We start from the raw sequence: 18,254 nt of genomic DNA, 5'->3' as shown, positions 1-18,254 counted from the left end.
TGCGAGGGGTCGTAGGCTGGGCTCGTGCTGCTCTCCGACCGCGACATCCGTCACGAAGTCTCGACTGGTCGGGTCGCGCTCGACCCCTGGGATGCCGAGATGGTGCAGCCCTCGAGCGTAGACGTTCGCCTCGATCGCTACTTCCGGCTGTTCGACAACCATAAGTATCCGTTCATCGACCCCGCCGTCGACCAGCCTGACCTCACCCGGCTCATTGAAGTGGCGCCGGACGAACCGTTCATTCTGCACCCGGGCGAGTTCGCGCTCGGGTCAACGTTCGAGCAAGTGACCCTCCCCGACGACATCGCCGCTCGGCTCGAGGGCAAGTCCTCGCTCGGACGACTGGGACTGCTCACGCACTCCACTGCGGGGTTCATTGATCCGGGCTTTTCCGGCCACGTGACCCTCGAGCTGTCGAACGTCGCGACACTCCCCATCACGCTCTGGCCCGGAATGAAGATCGGGCAGCTGTGCTTCTTCCGGCTGTCGTCGCCGGCCGAGAACCCCTACGGATCTGGCCCGTACGGCAACCGCTACCAGGGGCAGCGCGGACCGACGGCATCCCGCTCGCACCAGAACTTCCACCGCACGGATGTCGGAACTCGCGCGGCCGGATCGACCGGCGCGTAGGCATCCGGTCTCTCGCTCAGCAAACCGCGCCAACGATTCGGTCGCGCCGTGTTGCGGGTTTGAGCTGAGCCAATCCGCGTTACGACGCGACCGAATGATGTGTTGGAAGCCAGCGTGCCTCAGCTCGCGGCGGACTCTCGACCGCGGGCGAAGCCGGCGTCGAAGCCCCGCTCGTAAGCGTGCTCGCCGTGGCGGTGCTTGCCGTGACGGTGACCGTTCCGGTGCGAGCCGTGGTCACGGCCGTCGTCGCAGTGGCGTGCATCGTCGCCGGCCTCGAATGCCGGACCGAACCCCGGGCGGAAGCCGGGGCCGAAGCCGCGTCCGAATCCGGGGCGCATTCCCGGCCCGAAGCGGTGACCGTGCCGCACACGGCCGAATCGACCGAAGCCCGGGTAGAGGTCGTGCTCTTGGTCTCCGCCGAGTTCGCTGGCCATCGCCTGAAGTGACGCGATGGTCGTTGCGTAGTCCTCGGGTGAGACGGCGCCAGACACGCGCTCACGGATGCCGGACACGGCCTTGCCGAGCCGATCCTTCATCTCGTGACCGGCGTCGCTGAGCGTCCAGTCGCCGGATCCGTTCTGCTCGATCCAGCCGCGCTCCTCGAGCCGGCGCATCCGCTTACCTCGCGGTGCTCGGGCCCAGGCGTAGGTGCCGTCCATGACGTTCAGCAGCATCCAGTCACGGCGGTCCGCGCCGGACTCGGCCAAGCGGATGTCGAACTCTCGGCTGATCAGGGCGTCGACCAGGCGCAGCCAGAACCCGAGTGGGCGGTCGCTTCCGCCGGGAGCGTCTTCGTGGTGTTCTTCGTGGGTGTTCATGGTGAATCCTCTCTGGCGGGCGGAGCCCGCGTCAGTTCCGGTGGGCGTTGTCGCAGCCTCCTCGGAAATGCATGTGATGATGCATATAGTTGTATGGTGACATGTAATCCGAGTCCATGTCAACTCGCATGTAAATTGGAAGGATGCCGAGCTCGCCGTCCGACCCCATCGATCAGATCGCGGCAGCACTCGTTCGCCTGCGAGGTCGGCGCGGCCCCCGGCCGTGGATGCCCCACGAGCCCTCCGAGTCCCACGACCACGGTTCCGACGAAGAACGTGACCACCGCAGGCGCGGGCATCACCGAGGAGGACCGGGCTTCGCGCCGGGCGGCGGCTGGGGTCCGTGGGCGGGACCGATGGGTCCGAGGGAACAGCGGGGAGATGCCCGCATCTCGGGCCCGGCACGGATGCGGGTGCTCGAGGTGCTGGCATCCAGCGACCACCCGCTGACCGTGAGCGAGCTCGGCGAAGCCATCGGCGTCGATCAGCCTCGCGCATCACGCCTCGTCCAGCAGGGGGTCGAGTTCGGACTCGTGCGTCGCGAAGCCGACCCCGACGATGCCCGCCGAACCCGGATCGTCCTCACCGACAAGGGCGAGGCCTTCGTTCGCGGCTTTCGCGATCAGCGCCGCGATGCGATCACGGCGGCGCTGGCCTCCTTCACGGATGCCGAACGCGCCGACCTCGCGCGCTTGCTGACCAAGCTCGCCGACTCCTGGCCCAGCTGATACCGCCGCGCCGCATTCCGCACGTAGGAGAAATCCGGAAGGCAGGACGGATGTCGCCCGCACCCTCCTGCCCCCGAAAGAACTCCTACCTCGGCGACTCAGGCGCTGCTCTCAGACTGCCGAGCGCTTCGGCACCCGCACGAACAGCAGCAGGATGAGGCCGAGCAGCAGCACCAGTCCGATGCCGAGCACACCGAAGATGGTCGAGCCGAAGGCGGCGATAAAGACCGTCCACATCGCCGGGGACAGGAAGCTCGCTACGCGGCCGGTGGTGGCGTAGAGACCGAAGATCTCACCCTGCATCCCCGTCGGGGTGACCCGGGCGAGCAGCGACCGCGACGCGGCCTGGGCCGGACCAACCATCGCGGAGAGGATGAGCCCGCCGATCCAGAAGATGACGGCGCCGAGGTCGTGGAAGGCGAAGACGACGAAAGCGACGAGCACGAGTGTCGTCAGGGCGAAAACGATGACGGCCTTCGCTCCGAATCGGTCGTCGAAGCGACCCGCGATGATCGTCGACAGGCCGGCCACCACGTTTGCGGCGATCGCGAACAGGATGACGTCAGTCGGCCCGAACCCGAAGGCGACGGCGGCAAGCACCCCGCCGAAGGCGAAGACCCCGGCGAGCCCGTCGCGGTACACGGCGCTGGCGATAAGGAACCAGAAAGTGGGGCGGTGCTCCCGGAACAGCCGCGCGATGTCCTTCACGAGCACCACGTAGCTACGGAAGAAGCCGACGCTCTGGCCGGGTGCCGACGGAGGGGGCTCGGGAACGTTGCGGAACAGCGGGATGGAGAACAGGATCGTCCACAGGCCGCATCCGACCGCGATGAGCCGGTAGGCAAGTCCGTCAGAGGTGTCCATGCCGAACCAATCGGCGAAGGTGAGCGCGACGACGATCACGAGGGCGACGATCCCGCCGATATACCCCATGCCCCAGCCGAGGCCGCTGACCTTGCCGACGGTCTTCGGCGTCGAAACCTGCACGAGCAACGCGTTGTAGTTGACGCCGGCGATCTCGGAGATGACGGCGCCGACAGCCAGTACTGCCGCGCCGTACCAGAAGAAGACGGGCTGGGCGTAGGCGAAGAACAGCGCGAACTGCGCGAGTGCCAGAAGCATCGTGAACACGAAGAGCCAGCGCTTCTTGCTGCCCCGGCGATCGGCCTGTTGGCCGAGGACCGGCGCGAGAAACAGGATCAGCAGCCCCGCGATGGTGGTGACCAAGCCATACCCGCTGGTGAGGTCGGCAAGCGCCGCCTCTTTGACCGGGGAATCATCCGGAAGCGAGGCGACATCAGCGGGCAGGAAGCTGTCGGAAACGAGGTATAGCGCCGCGAAGACGAAGGTGAGGATGACGGAGTTGAACGGCTGCGTCGCCCAGTCCCAGAACGCCCACGAGACGACCTGTTTGCGGGGGATCTCGCGCTCCTCGGTGGAGTCCTGGAAGAGCACCGCGAGGCTCTCGAGAGCGTCGGTGTCGGTGGTCGGCGGGGGAGTTGGCACACGGGTCGCGTCGGATGCCGAGGCCGGGGCCCCGCGGAGTTCGGGCTCGCTATCGCTCACTCGCCATACGCTAGGGGTCCAGAGTGAACATTGGGTAGCCCTTTTGGTGCGAAGATGGGCGCATGCCCGTCCATGTGGAGCGCGCCGAACTGCCCGGTATCGGCATCCGTCACGACATCCTCACCGATGACGGTCGGCGCCTGTCGGTGGTGAACTTCCGCGACGGTGGCCGCGAGATCGCGATCTCGGACGAGGATGATCCCGACCGCTGCGGAGACACGCTGGCGTTGACGGATGATGAGGCCACGGCCCTCTCGGAGGTGCTGGGTGGATCGGTGATCCTCACGCAGCTGGCGGGACTGCAGGAGGCGTTCGCCGGTCTGCAGATGGAGAAGATTCCCGTGCGGGCCGACTCCCCGTACGTCGGTCGCCCGCTCGGCGACACCAAAGCACGCACCCTCACGCGCTGCTCGATCGTCGCCGTTGTGCGGGAGTCGGGCGTCATCCCTGCGCCCGAGCCCTCCGACGTGCTGCGCGCCGGTGACACCCTGGTCGTCGTCGGCACCCGCGAGGGCCTGGAGCATCTGGTCCGGATTCTGAACGGCGCGTGATCGATGCATGATGGCGCGCTGCTCTTTCTCGAGATCGGCGCGCTGCTGTTCGGCATCGCGCTGCTGGGTCGCCTCGCGGGGCGCATCGGAATCTCCCCGATTCCGCTGATCCTCCTGGGGGGGCTCGCGTTCGGCGAGGGCGGCATCCTGCCGATCTCGCAGGGCGAGGAGTTCATCGAAGTCGGCGCTGAAATCGGCGTGATCCTGCTGCTCGTGATGCTGGGCCTGGAGTACAACGCAAAAGAGCTGATGGGCAGCCTGAACAGGTCGCGCATGGCTGGCGGCCTAGACATGGCTCTCAACGCCATCCCCGGCGCGATCGCCGGATTCGTTCTCGGCTGGGGGCCGATCGGTGCGCTCGTCCTCGCAGGGATCACGTGGATCTCATCATCCGGTGTCGTCGCGAAAGTCCTGCAAGACCTCGGGCGCCTCCCCAACCGCGAGACGCCGACGATCCTCTCGATCCTCGTGATCGAGGACCTGGCGATGGCCTTCTACCTTCCGGTGCTGACAGCTGTGCTGGTCGGTATGGATCTCGCTGCCGGGACGATCAGTGTCACGATCGCGTTGGCTGCGGTCCTGTTCATCCTGTGGGTGGCGCTGCGGCACGGTCCGCTCGTCTCCAAGCTCGTCTGGTCCAAGCGCGCGGATGTGCTGCTGCTCTCGGTGCTGGGGCTCACCCTGATCGTCGCGGGACTTGCCGCAGAGGCAAACGTGTCGGCAGCGGTCGGAGCTTTCCTCGTCGGCATCGCGATCTCCGGTCCCGCGGCCGAGCATGCGACGCAGGTCCTCACCCCGCTGCGCGACCTGTTCGCGGCGGTGTTCTTTCTGTTCTTCGGGCTCTCCACCACCCCATCCGATCTTCCTCCGGTGCTCGTCCCCGCACTCATCCTGGCGATCGTCACGATGGGAACGAAGGTGTTGACCGGCTACCTCGCGGCGCGCAAGGCCGGGATCGCCGAGCCCGGTCGCTGGCGTGCCGGTTTCGCGCTCACGCCTCGCGGGGAGTTCTCGATCGTCATCGCGGGCCTTGCCGTGTCGGCTGGGGCAGACCGATCGCTTGCCGCGCTCGCGACGGCCTACGTCCTCATCACGATCGTCGTCGGACCCCTCCTGGCACGTATTCCCGATACCGCGCGGTTCGACGCCTGGGCCAAGGCGCGGCAGAAGGCGCGACGGATGCGACAGCGGGCGGCGGCCGCGGAAGGCTGACGGTACCGTTTGCACATGATGACGCCTGCGTCAGCCGACGAACCTCACGACGGTGCCCGAACAGACGGAGCGCCCGCGCGATCGACAGCCCCCGAGGGTGGATCCACGATGCAGCGGCGCTATGACCGCCTCTTCAACACCGGCGGCAGTCGGGCGGTCGGCGCGTATCTCCGCGAGCGGATCTACGCCACCTTCACCGGGCTTGCCATCGTCCTCGTGGTCGCCGGCTCCGATCATGCGGATGCCGACCACGCCCTGCTCGCTCTGCTGTTCGGCGTGATCGGCATCACGATCGCGGGGTTCGTGTCTGACGTGGTCTCGCACCTGGCGGTGGAGGGCGAGTTCCCTCACGGCGCGGATTGGGTTGTGCTCTTGCGCGTTGCCGGTGGGGGCCTGTCGACGGTTGTCGTGCCAGGGGGGCTGATGCTGCTCGGATGGCTCGAGATCATCGCCCTTTCTACGGCGATCAGTGCCGCCGCCATCGTGTACATCGTCACCCTCGCCCTGATCGGATGGCTCGCCGTACGTCGCTCCCACGCGCGGTGGTGGGAACGAGTGATCGCTCTGGGCATCCTTGTCGGGCTCGGCTTCCTGGTGATCGCGCTGCAGACCCTCGCGAAGACCGTGTGAAGCGCTGCTGGGGTCAGGCGTGCGCTCGCCGGTAGTCCCGCTCGAGGATCGCGTAGATCGCTGTGTCGACCCACTCGCCCTTGAGCCACATGTTCTCGCGCAAGTGTGCCTCGTGGCGCATTCCGAGCCGCTGGCAGACTGCAGCTGACGCATCGTTGCGCGGATCGAGTTCGGCGGCGATCCGGTGCAGTCCGAGTTCGTCGAACCCGACGCGCAGGAAGATCTCGGCAGCCTCGGTCGCGTAGCCCTTGCCCCTTGCGGATGCCGACAGGAGCCATCCGATCTCGGCGGTGCGGTCATCGGTGCTGACGAGGGTGAAGTACAGCGTCCCGACCAGCTCCCCATCGGCATCCCGGATGGCCGGCTGCACGTAGTCACCGGCCTTCTCGAGAGAGTCGTGGGCGCTGTCGCGCTCGATCGCGGCAATGACCTGTTCGCGCGACCGTGCCTCGTAGAGCATGTACCGCACGGTCGCCGGGTCGCCCTGGATGGCGCTGAGCGCCTCCATATCGTCGGCGCGGAGCAGGTCGAGTGTCACGCGCTCGCCGCGCAGGGGCTCGAAGCGCCAGGGAAGGCTCACCCAGACATTATCGTCGCTGCAAACTTGATATGAGGTGACTCAACTCCGATTGACATGCCATCGACTGCTCGCTAGGCTTGAGTCATCGCGGCTCAACCTCCCCTGGTTGACGCGAGCCGACTTTCAACCGGAACATCGCTTCCACGCAGAACAAGGAGAAACAGATGCCACGTGCAGTGGGAATCGACCTCGGAACCACCAACTCCGTCGTCAGCGTCCTCGAGGGCGGCGAGCCCAAGGTCATCGCCAACGCCGAGGGCTTCCGCACCACCCCGTCGGTGGTCGCCTTCACGAAGGACGGCGAGGTGCTCGTCGGTGAGACCGCCAAGCGCCAGGCCGTCACGAACGTCGACCGCACCGTCTCGTCGGTCAAGCGCCACATGGGCACCACCTGGACCTTCGACGTCGATGGCAAGAAGTACACGCCGCAGGAGATCTCGGCGCGCATCCTCGCCAAGCTGAAGCACGACGCCGAGCAGTACCTCGGTGACTCGGTGACGGATGCCGTCATCACCGTCCCCGCCTACTTCAACGACGCCGAGCGTCAGGCCACGAAGGAGGCCGGAGAGATCGCGGGTCTGAACGTCCTGCGCATCATCAACGAGCCGACCGCCGCCGCGCTGGCGTACGGCCTGGACCGCGGCAAGGAAGACGAGCTCATCCTCGTGTTCGACCTCGGTGGTGGAACCTTCGACGTCTCGCTCCTCGAGGTGGGCAAGGATGACGACTTCTCGACCATCCAGGTGCGTTCGACCGCGGGCGACAACCGCCTCGGTGGCGATGACTGGGATCAGCGGGTCGTCGACTACCTGATCAAGCAGTTCAAGGACACCACCGGTGTCGACGTCTCGGGTGACAAGATCGCCCTGCAGCGACTCAAGGAGGCCGCGGAGCAGGCGAAGAAGGAGCTCTCGAGCTCGGCATCCACGAGCGTGAACCTGCCCTACCTGTCGCTGACGGAGAACGGCCCCGTGTCGCTGTCTGAGACGATCACCCGTGCCAAGTTCGAGGACCTCACAAAGGACCTGCTGGACCGCACGAAGAAGCCGTTCGAGGATGTCATCCGCGAAGCCGGCATCAAGGTCGGCGACATCGACCACGTCGTGCTCGTGGGTGGTTCGACCCGCATGCCCGCCGTGAGCGACCTCGTCAAGAAAGAGACCGGTGGCAAGGAGCCCAACAAGGGTGTGAACCCGGATGAGGTCGTCGCCGTCGGCGCTGCCCTTCAGGCCGGTGTCCTCAAGGGCGAGCGCAAGGACGTTCTGCTCATCGACGTCACCCCGCTGAGCCTCGGTATCGAGACCAAGGGCGGCATCATGACCAAGCTCATCGAGCGCAACACGGCCATCCCGACCAAGCGGAGCGAGACCTTCACGACCGCCGACGACAACCAGCCGTCGGTCGCGATCCAGGTCTTCCAGGGCGAGCGCGAGTTCACTCGCGACAACAAGCCGCTGGGCACCTTCGAGCTCACCGGCATCGCGCCGGCGCCGCGCGGCATCCCGCAGGTGGAGGTCACCTTCGACATCGACGCCAACGGCATCGTGCATGTGTCAGCCAAGGACAAGGGCACGGGCAAGGAGCAGTCGATGACGATCACCGGTGGCTCGTCGCTGCCCAAGGAAGACATCGAGCGCATGGTGCGTGAGGCCGAGGAGCACGCCGCCGAAGACAAGAAGCGTCGTGAGTCGGCCGAGACCCGCAACCAGGCCGAGACCCTGTCGTACTCGATCGAGAAGCTCATCAAGGACAACGAGGACAAGCTGCCCGAAGAGGTCAAGACCTCGGTGCAGGCCGATGTCGATGCCCTCAAGACCGCTCTCGCGGGAGATGACGACGACGCGGTGAAGGCTGCGTTCGACAAGCTGAACCAGAGCCAGTCGCAGCTCGGCGAAGCCATCTACCAGGCGGGCCAGGCTGCGGGTGAGAACCCCGACCCGGCCGCGAGCGAGCCCGGTTCGGGTGAGGTTCCCAACCCCGACGAGGACGTCATCGACGCAGAGGTCGTCGAGGACGAAGACGACAAGAAGTAAGCGGAAGAGATCATGGCACGCAAGGACGACGAAGAGCCCACCCCTTCGGAGAAGGACTCCGGAGTCGGACCTGACGGCGCCCCTGGCAGCGCGAGCGCTGACGACGGCCACGCGGCTGCGTCGGAGGATTCCTCCTCCGGCGCAGCCGGGGCCGGGCAGGATGAGCTCACGGTGGATGACATTCTCGGGGCCGCGCAGTCGGCGGACGCCGCCGCTGCCGAGGATGTCGTCCTCGCCGACCTCGAGTCGGCACTGTTGACCGACCTCAAGCGCCTCCAGGCGGAGTACGCCAACTACCGCCGCCGCACGGAGGAGCAGCGGGAGATCGAGATCGAACGCGCCAAGGGTGCTGTCGCCAAGGGCTTCATTCCGGTACTGGACGACCTCGATCGCGCCGAGAAGCATGGCGACCTCGAGGAGGGCACGCCGTTCGCGGCGATTGCGGAGAAGATCCGCTCGGTCGCCGAACGGCTCGGTGTCACCTCCTACGGCGAAGCCGGCGAGGTCTTCGACCCGCAACAGCACGAGGCGATCTTCCAGCAGCCCACTCCCGAGGCTACCGAGACGACGATTCTGGAGGTCGTGGAGGTCGGCTATCGGCTCGGATCGATCGAGCTTCGCCCCGCGAAGGTCGTCGTCGCCGTGCCGGCTGAGTAGCACGGAGGACAATCGATGGCCAGTCAAGACTGGTTCGACAAGGACTTCTATAAGGTCCTGGGCGTCTCGAAGGACGTATCAGCTGCGGACCTGAAGAAGACCTACCGTAAGCTCGCACGCCAGTATCACCCGGACTCCAACGCCGGTGATGCGAAGGCTGAAGCTCGCTTCAAGGAAATCAGTGAAGCGTACGCGGTGCTCTCCGATCCCGAACAGCGCGAGGAGTACGACCAGATCCGCGCGATGGGCTCGGGCGCTCGCTTCACGGCGGGCGGCCAGGGCGCCGGCGGCTTCGAGGACGTCTTCAGCCGGTTCGGCCAGAGCCGCGGCGGCTACAGCTACCAGAGCGCCGACTTCGACGACATCTTCTCGATGTTCGGGCAGGGCGGTGGCAGCTCGTTCGGGTCGGGACGGTTCGGGCAGGCATCCGGTGGGTACCGCGGCTACGGTGGACCAACCCGCGGAGCCGACGTCACGGCACGCACGACGATCGACTTCGTCACGGCGACCAAGGGTGAGACGATCACGCTGCAGTCCGAGGACGGGCAACCGTTCAAGGTGAAGATCCCCGCCGGTGTCGCCGACGGGCAGAAGATCCGGCTGCGCGGCCGCGGTCGTCCCTCGCCCGATGGCGGGGAGAGCGGCGACATCGTCGTGCAGGTGACCGTGCGGCCGCATCCGGTGTTCACCCGTGACGGGCTGAACCTGCGGGTCGTCGTGCCGGTGACCTATACCGAGGCGGTCTTCGGTGCGACGATCGAGGTACCGACCCTCGGCGGCGAGCCCGTGAAGCTGCGCGTAGCCCCCGGCACACCCTCAGGGCGTGTTCTGCGCGTCAAGGGGCGCGGGGTGCAGGCGCAGAAGGGCACCGGTGACCTCCTCGCCGAGGTCCAGATCGCCGTTCCCACCCATGTCGACGGTGCCGCACGGGAAGCGCTCGAGAAATACCGCGAGGCCGAGCCGAAAGAGAACCCACGCGCCGAACTGCTCGCCCGCGCAGCAAGCTGACCCTCGAGGAAACCCGGATGCCTGAACACGAGATCGACGACGAGGCCCCGATCCTGGCGATCGCGGCAGCGGCCGAGCTCGCCGGCATGCATCCGCAGACCCTGCGGCAGTACGACCGGCTCGGTCTGGTCGTGCCCGGCCGCACGCAGGGTGGGTCGCGGCGGTATTCGCTGCGCCACGTCGAGCAGCTGCGCGAGATCGCCCGGCTGTCGAGTGAGGGAATGAGCCTGCCGGCGATCGCGCGAATCCTCGAGCTCGAGAACCGGGTGCGCGAGCTGCACACCCGCGTGCGCGACCTCGAGGCCCGCGTTGAAGCGGAGCTCGCCAGTAGGCCCGGCGCGCGGGTGTTCGCGGCAGGATCCAGCGGATCGGTCATCACCCTTCGCCATGGCCGGCGCGTTCGCCGCGCCACCGAGATCGTGCTGTGGCGCCCGCGTCACGCGCTGCCCCCGGCATCCGAGATCCCGGAGGGCGAGGGCTGACTCGCGCCGCGGCCGCTGCGCTACTCTCATGCCGTGACAGCGACACCACCGAGCGACGTACCCGCACCGCAGGTTGAGACACGCCGCGCGCACCGCATCGTCGCCGCCGAAGGATCCGGCCCCGACCAGGAGCGAGCTCTGGAGTCGCTCAGTCTTGGCGTCGGAGCCATCGCGTTCGTCCTTGTCGCGCTGATCGCGCTGGTCGTCTTCCGGTTCCAGAGTGCACCCATCTCCGGCCCCGGGTCGGTCGGCCAGTTCTCCGCGATCGCCTCAGCGGTCGCAGGTATCCTCGCGTTCATCGCGGGCCGCTACGTCCTCCACCAGCGCCAGTCCGGCGCCCGCCGCCTCGGGGTGCTGGACTACCTGGATGCCGCTGCCCTTGCCTTCGCCCACGGCATCATCGCTCTGTTGTCGTGGACGCTGCTCGCGGTGATCCTTGAGGACGCGTTCATCGGTGCGGAAGTTTATGCGCTGCCGCTGCTCGCCCTTTCGGGTGCCGCAGCGTCGGTGACCGCATACCTCGTCTTCTACTCGGCCACGCACATGGACCTGTCGCTGCTCGCGCTGATTCTCGCCGTGTTCCTGGTCGAAGGGGTGCTCGCGGCAATGCTGACCGCCAGCGACCCGTACTGGTGGAAAGACAATCTCTCCGCGCTGGGAATGACGAACGACCTGTCGGCGATGACGTTCAATCTCACGCTCATCGTCGCAGGCTTCATCGTCACGACCCTTGCGAGGTACACGACCCGAGGCATCCCGAGCTCGCATGCGAACGGCATCCGGTGGGTGCGGCTGTGCCTCATCCTGGTCGGGATCTTCCTCGCCTTCGTCGGGGTCTTTCCGGTCGATCGGTTCTTCGCTATTCACACCGGATTCGCCTCGGGGATGGCCGTCGTGTTCGGCGTGCTCGTGATCCGACTTCCCGCCTGGATCCCCGGAATCCCGCGCCCGTTCGCCGCGCTCGGCTGGCTCTTCATCGCCGCCATCGTCGTGTTCGCGGTCTTCTTCGTCGTGGGCTACTACACCCTGACCGCCGTCGAGCTGGTCGCGGGCATCCTCGTCTTCACCTGGATCATCCTCTTCATCCGCAACGCCGCGGCCTTGGAGACCGACATCAACGCGACGTGACGACAGCTACCGGGTGATCCTCGATGATCATCTCCGGTGCCCGAGCCACGACCAGCCACGTCGGCAGGATAGCCACGCACATGATCGCGAGGATGCCGATATCGCCGACCATTGCGACAGCGACGAACAACGCGATCCAGCCGTCGCGGGCGATGGCGAGCGTGAACCCGAGCACGCCGCTGGCGATCGCCAGGCCGAACGGGATCGACGGCACCAGAGTCTGGGCAAGCATCCCGAACGCGACGCCGAGGAAGATCGCCGGGAACACACGGCCACCGCGGAAGCCGAAGGATGCCGCCACCACGAGTGCCGCGAGTTTGATGCCGACGACGGCGAGAAGGCCTGTCCACCCGATCGTGCCGTTCAGAGCGATGAGTTGAGCGCTCTGCTCCAGGCCCTTGAAGAGTGTCAGGGGGCCGCCGACCGCGCCGAGTCCGCCGAGCAGCAGTCCGCCGGCAATGCTCAGCAGCAGCGGGTTCGGCATCCGCCGTCGCAGGAACGGGTGCAGGGCCTTGAACGCGACGATTCCGACGAGGGCAATCGCGGCGCCGACCGCGGCGATCACGGATGCCCACACGAGGTCGATGGCCTGCGGATCGGTGTAGGGCGCGATGCTCGCGACGGCGCCCAGCCCGCCGCCGAGGACGATCGAGGTGACGGTGCCCGTCGCGGCGGCCACGAGCGGCAGGAACAGCTTGTCCCACAGTGCGCCAGCGCCGGACGCGAGGGCTCCGGTGAACACGAGCGCGGCTGCCACGGGTGTGCCAAACAGCGCACCGATCGTGCCGGCGGCCGTGAGGATCACGACCAGCTGCGCCGGGATCGCGGGCCACAGCCGCGTCACGATCCACACCGCCAGCGCCGTGTTGATCGCGATGATCGGGCTCTCGGGGCCGAGGCTGACGCCACCGATCAGCGTCAGCAGGATGACGACGATGATGCTCGGCACCGCACGCACGGGCTGGGGCGGTGCGATGAGCTCGACTGTTGCGGAGTCCTGTCCGCCGTGGCCGGGCATCTTCCACACGACCAGTCCCACGAGGAATCCGGTGAGGGCGAGGACGCCGAAGATCCACCAGGGCGAGTCGCCGCTCGCGCCCAGTGACTCTGGCAGCGCCTCCCACACCCACACGGTGCCCAGGTGTGCGACTTCGTCCAGCGCCCACAGCATGACCCCCGACAGGATGCCGATGAGCGCGGCGGGGATCGACAGGGCGATGAGCGTGCGCGAGCTAGCGGCAAACGCCCACGGGTTCGGAGTGGAATCCATGACGCTCACCCTAGGGGGAAGGTTCGCCTGCGAGAGATGACCCCGAGCCGACGGAAACGGGGGAGCAGGTGTTCTCTGGGCCGACTGAAGGCGAGCTGGACGTCTCGCGCTGCCAACCAGTCCCGAAGTCCCGTCATCGCCTCGGCGGCCGTCACGTCGGCATCCGTGACCGACTCCAAATCGATCACGAGGTGGTGGACTGGCGTGTCTGCGGCGCCGACGCTCGTCTTGACCGCGCCGACGAAGCTCGCGGCGTTCGCGAAGAACAGGGGAGCGGCGAGCCGCAGGATCAGAACGCCGGGAACCGTGGTCGTGCCAGCCTCCGCCGTCTCGAGGATCGCGCCACCGTCCTCTGCTCCGGCGAGCACGTCGACCGGTGCGGATGCCGCGCGTCGCGTGACGTTGATCAGAGCAAGGAGGAACGCGACGGCGATTCCGGCAATGGTGCCGACCAGAAGCGTCACCGCGAAGCAGACGGCAGCCACCAGGAACTCGCCGCGCTCGACCCGCCAGAGCCGCGTCAGCTCGCGAATACCCAGGAGCGGCAGGATGGCGACTGCCACGACTGCGCCGATGGCCGGCGAGGGGATGAGCGCGAGCGCCGACGTTCCGAACAGCAACAGCAGGAGCGTCCCCGCTGCTGTCACGAGCGCGGGTAATTGGGACCGGGCGCCTGCCTGCTCCATTGCGGCGCTGCGCGAGGTCGACGATCCGATGGCGAAGCTGCCGCTGGCCCCGGCCGCGATGTTGGTGAGCCCGAAGGCGAGCAGGTCGCGATTGGGATCGGTGCGATACCGATGCCGCTCCCCGTACGATCGCGACAACAGCAGCCCCTCGGCGACGGTGACCAGGGTGAGGGCGAGTGCGGAGGGGATGAGGGCGATCCACGTCCCCCAATCCAGGATCGGCCACGTCAGTGTCGGAAGGCCCCCTGCCACCTCGCCGAGCACGTCGACCCCCGCCTGGTCGGCGTCGGTGATCGAGACGGTGATCGTCGACACCACGATCACCACGAGCGCCCACGGTGCCACCCGGAGCCAGCGGCGACCGAGCAGCAGGATCACGAGCGACCCCGCCGAGATACACAGTGCCCACACGTTCAGATGGGGAAGCCCCTCGGCCAGCTGCACCAGCTTCTCGAGGAACTCGGAGCCGGATTCGATCGGAATCCCCAGCATCTTCGCGATCTGCGAGACCAGGATGTCGAGGGCAAGCCCCGCGACGAAGCCGATGAGGATCGGCGCCGAGAGGAAGTTCGCGAGGAACCCCAGCCGGAACACCGCCATGACGACGAACGCGATGCCGGAGATGATCGCCTGCGCCATCGCCATGACCAGGTACTGATCCGAGCCGGCTACCGCCAGTCCCCCGACGGATGACGCGACCAGAGCGGCGGCCGCGGCATCCGGGGACGCCACAACGTGACGCGAAGAAGTAACTGCAACGAAGATGATCGTCGGCACGATCAGCGCGTAGAGTCCGGCCGTCGGCGGCAGCCCCGCGATCTGGGCGTACCCGATGTTCAGGGGGACGGCGATCGCGAGCAGGGTTACTCCCGCGAGCAGTTCCCGGCCGACGGAGCGGGCGGTGAGGCCGGCGAGAGGTCTGATGGTCACGTCGCGAGAGTCTACGAGCGAGCGCCAGTTCGCGATTCACCCCGGAAGGGTGATGTGCCTCACTCCCCGCGGCCCGAAGGTTATTCAGGCGCGATCGTCGCGCCGACCATGGAAGGACCCCACCCGATGAACTTTTGGGAATTCATCATCTGGATGCTCTGGGCGTACGTGTTCGTCGCCTATCTGTTCCTGCTCTTCTCAATCCTCGCCGACCTCGTGCGCGACCAGAACCTGGGCGGCTTCGCCAAGGCAGTTTGGATCATTTTCCTGATCTTCGTGCCCATCCTCACTGCGCTGATCTACCTCATCGCGCGTGGAAAGGGAATGGCTCAGCGGAGTGTCGCACAGGCTGAGGCAGCGCGCCGGGAGACCGACGCGTACATCCGGTCAGCAGCCGGCGCGAGTGCGACCGATGAGATCGCCAAGGCCGCGCAGTTGCGCGACGCTGGCACGATCACGGCGGACGACTTCGAGAAGATCAAGGCGAAGGCACTGGCCTGAGCCCCATCCAGCTGGACTCACGGCCTCGTCCACCGCGGGCGAGGCCGTGAGTCTCACTACTCTCAAACCATGACCGAAGAACGCTGGCAACGACTGACCTACTGGCCGCTGGTCGTCGCATCCCTCGCTTTCATCGTGGCGTACTCGTGGCAGGTGATCTGGAACCTGCAGGGCCCCGACTATGCCGTCATGCGCATCGTCATGGCGGTGACGTGGGTCATGTTCGCGATCGACTACCTGGTCCGCCTCGCGCTGGCACCGAAGAAGGGCGTGTGGTTCCGGGGGCACCTGTTCGATCTGGCCGTCGTCGTGCTTCCCGTGCTCAAGCCACTGCGGCTGGTGAGGGCGATCACCCAGATCCAGAAGATGTCAAAGGGTGACCAGCTTCGTACGCAGGCCGCCGTCTTGGCGGGCGGCACTGTCGCGATCCTTATCTGGATCTGTTCCCTCGCCGTCTTGGATGTCGAGCGCCCGGCTCCGGGCGCGAATATCCTCAACTTCGGCGATGCGATCTGGTGGTCCTTTGTGACCGTGACAACCGTCGGCTATGGCGACTTGTATCCCATCACGGCCTGGGGGCGCATCGTCGCGGTCGTGCTGATGTCGGTCGGAATCGGCGTTGTCGGTGTCGTCACCGCGACCACGGCATCCTGGTTCGTCGAGCGGGCGGCCACGGTATCGGGCAACGATGACGGCGAGACAGCTACCCGCGGACAGGTGCGCGCGCTGTCGCGGCAGATCGAGTCCGTCGTCAAGGCGCTGCCCACGGATGTCGAGCACGCGCTTCCGCACCATCACAAGGCCGACCCCCCTGAGGCATCGTCGTGACGGCCGGTTCCGAGAGTGCGCGCGGTAACCTGACGCCGTGAGTTCCGCGCCGCCACCCGAAGCGCACTCGGCATCGTCGCCGATGCTGCGGGTGCTGATCGGCCTGGCGGCGGCTGTGGTCGTCCTCGTCGGGCTTTCCTGGGCCCGGGAGATCGTCGGCCCGCTGGCGCTCGCGGCAGTGATCGTGATCATCTGCCATCCCCTGCAGGGGCTGTTGCGCCGGCGCGGATGGCCGATGTGGACCGCCACGACCGCCGTCATCCTGCTCGCGTACGTGATCCTGACCGCGATGGCGCTTCTCCTTCTGTTCGCGGGAACGCAGTTCGCGCGCCTCGTCGTCAACTACGTCGCGCAGCTGCAGACCACGGTCGATGGGATCGAGCAGTGGCTCGCCGATATGGGCTGGGACCGGCAGGCTGCCGACACCCTCGCGTCCTTCCTCGAACCCTCGCGCCTGCTCAGCGTGGCGACATCGGTGTCGGGGATGGTCGTCGGGGTCGCGATCGGGTTGTTCTTCGTGCTCGCCTACGTCATCTTCATGGCCGCAGACGCTGCCCGGTACAACCGACTCCGGGCTGTCTTCGGTTCCGCGGTCGACGGGACACTCGCCCGGGTTCGCACCTTCACGGTCGGAACCCGGCGCTACTACATCGTCAACGCCATCTTCGGTGCGATCGTCGCCATCATCGACGGCATCGCGCTCGCCGCAATCGGAGTACCGGCGCCGGTGGTCTGGGCGATCCTGGCGTTCGTCACCAACTTCATCCCCAACATCGGGTTCATCCTCGGCCTCATTCCGCCAGCTGTTCTCGCGCTGGTCGTCGGGGGGTGGCCGCTGTTTCTGGCCGTCATCGCGATCTACTGCATCGTGAACGTCGTGCTGCAGGTGCTCGTCCAGCCGAAGTTCGTTGCGGATGCCGTCAGCCTCAGCCTCACGCTGAGTTTCTTCTCGGTGATCTTCTGGACGTTTGTGATCGGTCCGCTCGGGGCGATCCTGTCGATTCCGCTGACCCTGCTCGTGCGTGCGCTGATTCTGGAGGCCGACCCGAACGCGCGGGTCTTGCGGTGGCTGAGTGGAGATCGGGATGCTGCGCCGGTTGATGACTCAACAGAAGCTCCCCGCGACGACACAGGCGTCGACGCCGCCACGGAGAATGACGAAGGGTCGCCGGCCGAGTCCGCAGACGCTGCCGGCGACCCTCCCGTGTGATCTCAGGAGAGGAGCTTGGCCTTTGCCGCAGCGAACTCGTCGTCCGAGAGCACGCCTGCGTCCTTGAGCGCCGCGAGCTTCTGGAGCTCGGCAACGACATCGACAGCGGGCGCCGCCGGCGCGGCGGGAGCCGGTGCGGGAGCTGCCGCCATCTGCGCAGCGACGGCCTGCTGGGCAGCCTGCTGCATCGCAGCCTGCTGCTGAGCTGCCTGGTACTGCTCCTGCTCGTACTGCGCCTGGGCCTTCTTCTGCTGGTTGTTCGACATCGCGCCCGATACCGCACTGGCGGTGCCCGCGACGACGGCGGTGCGTGCGGCGAGGCCGATGAGGCCGGGACGGCCGACTCGTCTGATCATGTTGGATCTCCTCTTTCTCAGGCCTGTTCGGCCAGGTCCATGACGGCGTTGACAATGGGGGCGGGGATGCGTTCGGCGCTGAGGACGACGCCACCGGAGGCGGCGAGTCGGTCGGCGAGTCGGCGTGCGTAGAGCAGCTCGAGAGCGACGATTGCCGCGGACGAGCCCGGCTCGACCAGCTCGACGAGCTCGGCGATGTCCTCTTCGCCGGTGATGCCGATCTCAGCGAGCTCGATACCGCCGAAGCCATACTCCTCGGTCTGGTCTTCGATCTCGATGACCTCGACATCGCCCGACTCGGACTTCGACACGATCACGAAGTCGAGAAGGCGTACGAGACCGCCTTCCAGGAGCTCCGCGAGCGCGGAGATGGTGTCAGGGCTCGGGCGGTCGCCGTCGAAACCGACGAGGTAGAGCTCGACCGGTCCATAGCGGAACTCAGTCATGGTG

General features: G+C 66.8%; 20 protein-coding genes. 13 read left to right on the top strand and 7 right to left on the bottom strand.

The annotated features are described in order from the left end of the window. The first annotated feature begins 24 nt into the window (after positions 1 to 24). Complete coding sequence (dcd, locus tag AB0O89_RS14035) at positions 25 to 630, top strand: dCTP deaminase (protein WP_363498788.1); 606 nt, start codon at positions 25 to 27, stop codon at positions 628 to 630. A 119-nt stretch (positions 631 to 749) separates the two neighbouring features. Here dcd and AB0O89_RS14030 read toward each other — a convergent pair whose 3' ends face one another. After that, positions 750 to 1,448 carry a hypothetical protein gene (locus AB0O89_RS14030; RefSeq protein ID WP_363498785.1) on the bottom strand — a complete coding sequence of 233 codons (699 nt, stop codon included), beginning with the start codon at positions 1,446 to 1,448 and terminating at the stop codon, positions 750 to 752. Between the two features lie 143 nt (positions 1,449 to 1,591). Here AB0O89_RS14030 and AB0O89_RS14025 point away from each other — a divergent pair, with 143 nt between their 5' ends. Next, the gene (locus tag AB0O89_RS14025) at positions 1,592 to 2,176 is read left to right on the top strand and encodes a MarR family winged helix-turn-helix transcriptional regulator (RefSeq protein WP_363498782.1); all 585 of its coding nucleotides are present in this window, start codon (positions 1,592 to 1,594) and stop codon (positions 2,174 to 2,176) included. Between the two features lie 111 nt (positions 2,177 to 2,287). On the opposite strand, the gene AB0O89_RS14020 is transcribed toward AB0O89_RS14025, so the two are convergent. Beyond that, positions 2,288 to 3,742 (bottom strand): MFS transporter, encoded by a 1,455-nt coding sequence (locus AB0O89_RS14020; RefSeq protein ID WP_363498779.1) that lies wholly within the window; start codon positions 3,740 to 3,742, stop codon positions 2,288 to 2,290. Between the two features lie 62 nt (positions 3,743 to 3,804). Here AB0O89_RS14020 and AB0O89_RS14015 point away from each other — a divergent pair, with 62 nt between their 5' ends. Genes AB0O89_RS14015 through AB0O89_RS14005 form a run of 3 tightly spaced genes read left to right on the top strand, consistent with a single transcriptional unit; the run spans position 3,805 to position 6,135 of the window. Continuing rightward, positions 3,805 to 4,293 (top strand): cation:proton antiporter regulatory subunit, encoded by a 489-nt coding sequence (locus tag AB0O89_RS14015; RefSeq protein WP_300591466.1) that lies wholly within the window; start codon positions 3,805 to 3,807, stop codon positions 4,291 to 4,293. Between the two features lie 3 nt (positions 4,294 to 4,296). After that, entirely contained in the window at positions 4,297 to 5,505 is a 1,209-nt protein-coding gene (locus AB0O89_RS14010; protein ID WP_363498776.1) for a cation:proton antiporter, read from the top strand. Between the two features lie 15 nt (positions 5,506 to 5,520). Then, entirely contained in the window at positions 5,521 to 6,135 is a 615-nt protein-coding gene (locus AB0O89_RS14005; RefSeq protein ID WP_363498774.1) for a hypothetical protein, read from the top strand. 13 nt (positions 6,136 to 6,148) lie between these two features. Here AB0O89_RS14005 and AB0O89_RS14000 read toward each other — a convergent pair whose 3' ends face one another. After that, complete coding sequence (locus AB0O89_RS14000) at positions 6,149 to 6,715, bottom strand: GNAT family N-acetyltransferase (RefSeq protein ID WP_363498771.1); 567 nt, start codon at positions 6,713 to 6,715, stop codon at positions 6,149 to 6,151. A 164-nt stretch (positions 6,716 to 6,879) separates the two neighbouring features. Between AB0O89_RS14000 and dnaK the strand changes: the two genes are divergently transcribed. Genes dnaK through AB0O89_RS13975 form a run of 5 tightly spaced genes read left to right on the top strand, consistent with a single transcriptional unit; the run spans position 6,880 to position 12,023 of the window. After that, positions 6,880 to 8,748, top strand: coding sequence for a molecular chaperone DnaK (dnaK, locus tag AB0O89_RS13995; protein ID WP_363498768.1), 1,869 nt, complete (start codon positions 6,880 to 6,882; stop codon positions 8,746 to 8,748). 12 nt (positions 8,749 to 8,760) lie between these two features. Continuing rightward, the gene (locus AB0O89_RS13990; RefSeq protein ID WP_363498765.1) at positions 8,761 to 9,405 is read left to right on the top strand and encodes a nucleotide exchange factor GrpE; all 645 of its coding nucleotides are present in this window, start codon (positions 8,761 to 8,763) and stop codon (positions 9,403 to 9,405) included. Between the two features lie 15 nt (positions 9,406 to 9,420). Next, positions 9,421 to 10,413: a DnaJ C-terminal domain-containing protein gene (locus tag AB0O89_RS13985; RefSeq protein ID WP_363498762.1), complete on the top strand. Its 993-nt coding sequence runs from the start codon at positions 9,421 to 9,423 to the stop codon at positions 10,411 to 10,413. 17 nt (positions 10,414 to 10,430) lie between these two features. After that, on the top strand, positions 10,431 to 10,895 hold the full coding sequence (locus tag AB0O89_RS13980; RefSeq protein ID WP_363498759.1) for a MerR family transcriptional regulator: 465 nt from the start codon (positions 10,431 to 10,433) through the stop codon (positions 10,893 to 10,895). A 33-nt stretch (positions 10,896 to 10,928) separates the two neighbouring features. Further along, on the top strand, positions 10,929 to 12,023 hold the full coding sequence (locus AB0O89_RS13975) for a DUF998 domain-containing protein (protein WP_363498756.1): 1,095 nt from the start codon (positions 10,929 to 10,931) through the stop codon (positions 12,021 to 12,023). Here the strand turns inward: AB0O89_RS13975 and AB0O89_RS13970 are convergent. Then, positions 12,010 to 13,293 carry an ion channel protein gene (locus tag AB0O89_RS13970; RefSeq protein WP_363498753.1) on the bottom strand — a complete coding sequence of 428 codons (1,284 nt, stop codon included), beginning with the start codon at positions 13,291 to 13,293 and terminating at the stop codon, positions 12,010 to 12,012. The two genes, AB0O89_RS13975 and AB0O89_RS13970, sit on opposite strands and share 14 nt — an antisense overlap. A 5-nt stretch (positions 13,294 to 13,298) precedes the next feature. After that, entirely contained in the window at positions 13,299 to 14,909 is a 1,611-nt protein-coding gene (locus AB0O89_RS13965; protein ID WP_363498750.1) for a SulP family inorganic anion transporter, read from the bottom strand. A gap of 126 nt (positions 14,910 to 15,035) precedes the next feature. On the opposite strand from AB0O89_RS13965, the gene AB0O89_RS13960 reads away from it, so the two are divergent. From AB0O89_RS13960 to AB0O89_RS13950, 3 genes are all read left to right on the top strand, one after another. Further along, positions 15,036 to 15,410 (top strand): SHOCT domain-containing protein, encoded by a 375-nt coding sequence (locus tag AB0O89_RS13960; RefSeq protein ID WP_292707164.1) that lies wholly within the window; start codon positions 15,036 to 15,038, stop codon positions 15,408 to 15,410. 69 nt (positions 15,411 to 15,479) lie between these two features. After that, a complete protein-coding gene (locus AB0O89_RS13955) occupies positions 15,480 to 16,238 on the top strand; it encodes an ion channel (RefSeq protein ID WP_363498747.1) in 759 nt (252 codons plus the stop codon). A gap of 37 nt (positions 16,239 to 16,275) precedes the next feature. Further along, positions 16,276 to 17,448, top strand: coding sequence for an AI-2E family transporter (locus AB0O89_RS13950; RefSeq protein WP_363498744.1), 1,173 nt, complete (start codon positions 16,276 to 16,278; stop codon positions 17,446 to 17,448). A gap of 2 nt (positions 17,449 to 17,450) precedes the next feature. Here AB0O89_RS13950 and AB0O89_RS13945 read toward each other — a convergent pair whose 3' ends face one another. Next, positions 17,451 to 17,804 carry an SHOCT domain-containing protein gene (locus AB0O89_RS13945; RefSeq protein ID WP_300593503.1) on the bottom strand — a complete coding sequence of 118 codons (354 nt, stop codon included), beginning with the start codon at positions 17,802 to 17,804 and terminating at the stop codon, positions 17,451 to 17,453. A 17-nt stretch (positions 17,805 to 17,821) separates the two neighbouring features. Beyond that, the coding region (locus AB0O89_RS13940; RefSeq protein ID WP_363498741.1) for a DUF6325 family protein at positions 17,822 to 18,254 on the bottom strand (433 nt) is incomplete at its 5' end.

This window comes from Microbacterium sp. NPDC076895, assembly GCF_040687115.1.
GTDB lineage: Bacteria > Actinomycetota > Actinomycetes > Actinomycetales > Microbacteriaceae > Microbacterium.
This window is presented reverse-complemented; position numbering and strand designations above follow the sequence as displayed.

Bases quoted from the DNA above. Each gene is read 5' to 3' on its own strand.
- AB0O89_RS13955 (WP_363498747.1), top strand. From the start codon at position 15,480: ATGACCGAAGAACGCTGGCAACGACTGACCTACTGGCCGCTGGTCGTC.
- AB0O89_RS13960 (WP_292707164.1), top strand. From the start codon at position 15,036: ATGAACTTTTGGGAATTCATCATCTGGATGCTCTGGGCGTACGTGTTC.
- AB0O89_RS14025 (WP_363498782.1), top strand. From the start codon at position 1,592: ATGCCGAGCTCGCCGTCCGACCCCATCGATCAGATCGCGGCAGCACTC.
- AB0O89_RS13985 (WP_363498762.1), top strand. From the start codon at position 9,421: ATGGCCAGTCAAGACTGGTTCGACAAGGACTTCTATAAGGTCCTGGGC.
- AB0O89_RS14005 (WP_363498774.1), top strand. From the start codon at position 5,521: ATGATGACGCCTGCGTCAGCCGACGAACCTCACGACGGTGCCCGAACA.
- AB0O89_RS13980 (WP_363498759.1), top strand. From the start codon at position 10,431: ATGCCTGAACACGAGATCGACGACGAGGCCCCGATCCTGGCGATCGCG.
- dnaK (WP_363498768.1), top strand. From the start codon at position 6,880: ATGCCACGTGCAGTGGGAATCGACCTCGGAACCACCAACTCCGTCGTC.
- AB0O89_RS13970 (WP_363498753.1), bottom strand. From the start codon at position 13,293: ATGGATTCCACTCCGAACCCGTGGGCGTTTGCCGCTAGCTCGCGCACG.
- AB0O89_RS13945 (WP_300593503.1), bottom strand. From the start codon at position 17,804: ATGATCAGACGAGTCGGCCGTCCCGGCCTCATCGGCCTCGCCGCACGC.
- AB0O89_RS14015 (WP_300591466.1), top strand. From the start codon at position 3,805: ATGCCCGTCCATGTGGAGCGCGCCGAACTGCCCGGTATCGGCATCCGT.
- AB0O89_RS14030 (WP_363498785.1), bottom strand. From the start codon at position 1,448: ATGAACACCCACGAAGAACACCACGAAGACGCTCCCGGCGGAAGCGAC.
- AB0O89_RS14010 (WP_363498776.1), top strand. From the start codon at position 4,297: ATGCATGATGGCGCGCTGCTCTTTCTCGAGATCGGCGCGCTGCTGTTC.
- AB0O89_RS13990 (WP_363498765.1), top strand. From the start codon at position 8,761: ATGGCACGCAAGGACGACGAAGAGCCCACCCCTTCGGAGAAGGACTCC.